Origin of the sequence: uncultured Tateyamaria sp., from assembly GCF_947497045.1 — a bacterium.
Taxonomy (GTDB): domain Bacteria; phylum Pseudomonadota; class Alphaproteobacteria; order Rhodobacterales; family Rhodobacteraceae; genus Tateyamaria.
Map to the genome: position 1 here is coordinate 1 of NZ_CANMEU010000038.1, position 1,702 is coordinate 1,702.

At 53.3% G+C, this 1,702-nt stretch carries 2 protein-coding genes and 1 pseudogene; 2 read left to right on the forward strand and 1 reads right to left on the reverse strand.

Translation table 11 applies throughout. The annotated features are described in order from the left end of the window. The first annotated feature begins 411 nt into the window (after nt 1-411). Together Q0859_RS21375 and Q0859_RS21380 are read left to right on the forward strand one after the other, a co-directional pair. Complete coding sequence (locus tag Q0859_RS21375) at nt 412-915, forward strand: hypothetical protein (protein ID WP_299155178.1); 504 nt, start codon at nt 412-414, stop codon at nt 913-915. Then, nucleotides 912-1,382 carry a GNAT family N-acetyltransferase gene (locus Q0859_RS21380; RefSeq protein WP_299155181.1) on the forward strand — a complete coding sequence of 157 codons (471 nt, stop codon included), beginning with the start codon at nt 912-914 and terminating at the stop codon, nt 1,380-1,382. Before Q0859_RS21375 ends, Q0859_RS21380 begins: the two co-directional genes overlap by 4 nt. Nucleotides 1,383-1,509: 127 nt before the next feature. Here Q0859_RS21380 and Q0859_RS21385 read toward each other — a convergent pair. Continuing rightward, nucleotides 1,510-1,702, reverse strand: a pseudogene (locus Q0859_RS21385) (IS30 family transposase); the annotation flags it as partial.

The window sequence follows — 1,702 nt, forward strand, 5'->3', positions numbered from 1 at the left end:
TACCTTTCGATTGGGGTGTCCAGGCCCGGATCAGAATGGCGGAAAACCGACTGTCATTGGTGGTTTGAAACGGCGCGTTGCAGTTCTTTTTTTCAATGTCTGCAGTGAACTTCAAATGCAGGGCCTTAGCAGCGAATTGATGTAAAGTTCAGCAGACTGTGAGTTCCGCTAGTTTGGGATTTTGCTGCTGCAGCGAATGGCCGCTCTGACGGGCCGCACCGCAGCATGCCGAGCAGTGAGTGAATGTCTCTTATGGGCCGTCCTCTTCGACGTGATCCGAAATAGCGCAACGGATGCTGCGGTCGCTCCGATGGCAGCAACAGAGCCCAGACCACCCGAGATGATGCACTGCGGCTAAAGTCGGCTTTTGCACTTTTGCCCTGTTGAATTTTAATCAGGTCAGTAGGATTGATGCTGCAGTCTTGGAGATTGAACTTGGAACACCTCAAACCGTTCAAAGAGCGTGAAGTCTTGCGCCTGGAATCTGCCAATACCGCGGGTTGGCAATTGAAGCGATATGCGATCCTTGCAGACGGTAGAGCTTTTGACACGGAAGTGGCGGCAGCGGCGACAGATGAGTCGCTGAAACGCCTCCCGGAAGCTGGCTCCTTGACCGATGCGGCGGGGAACCACGGAATCGGATTTCAGATAATACACTTCGCGGAAACGGCAGTGGTCTCCCCCGTTTTCTATTGGCAGTGGGGTAGCGTGTTGGCGCAGCCGTTTCAGATCAAGGCGTATTGGGACGAACCCACAGTCTTCAAAGATGGTGTGGATGAAATTGTGGGCTGCATCTGGGAAATGAATATCGTTCGAGATGAGGTCAAAGCTTGGACGGAAACCATGCTTGGAAGGTCTCAAAACCCTCTGGAACAACTTCCGGATTACCTAAAAGCACACGTAGAACTCGCATGACACAGGTGACGGTCAGAGAGGCGATGGCAGATGATGATGCCGTGATGAGCCAAATCCTGCGAGATATCCTGATAGCTTGGAAAAGTGAGAGACCTAGCGGCGTAGCGCATGTATCAGCCCACTACGTAAATCACCCAGATCGCCAGCGTTGCTCAGTTGCAGTCGATGACGACGGTGAAATCCTTGGTTTCCAGTCTTTGAAGCGGGCAATAGCAGGCAACGCTTATGGCCTCCCTGAAGGATGGGGCATCATCGGAACGTACGTAGACGCCAAAGCGGCAGGTCGTGGCGTAGGCAAAGCATTGTTTGCCTCGTCGCTGGATGCTGCGCGGGAAGCGAGGTTAACTGAAATAGATGCCACGATTGGAGCGAGTAATGTGTCCGGTCTCGCTTTCTACGATGCGATTGGCTTTCAGACATACCAAACCAAGCCCGGTGCGATCTGTAAGAAGTACACCTTGGCCTGACCCTAGAAGACGACCTTAAGCAGCCATTCGCGCAGACGCAGCGAAAGTGCAATTTGTCCCGCGATGTGTGAGTTCGACGAAGCCAGGAGTTCGCGCTTGCAGCGAATGACCGCAAAGCGGTGTGGTTTCAACTGATCGCCGCAACACAGGCTTCAAATTTCTCTGCTGGGGTTTGGTATTGCAAGGTTTTTCGAGGTCTCTCGTTGAGCTGGCGAGCGACGGCGCTGAGTTTGGCTTGGCTAAAGCCTGATATGTCAGTGCCTTTGGGGAAGTATTGGCGAAGCAGCCGGTTGGTGTTCTCGTTGCTACCGCGTTGCCAC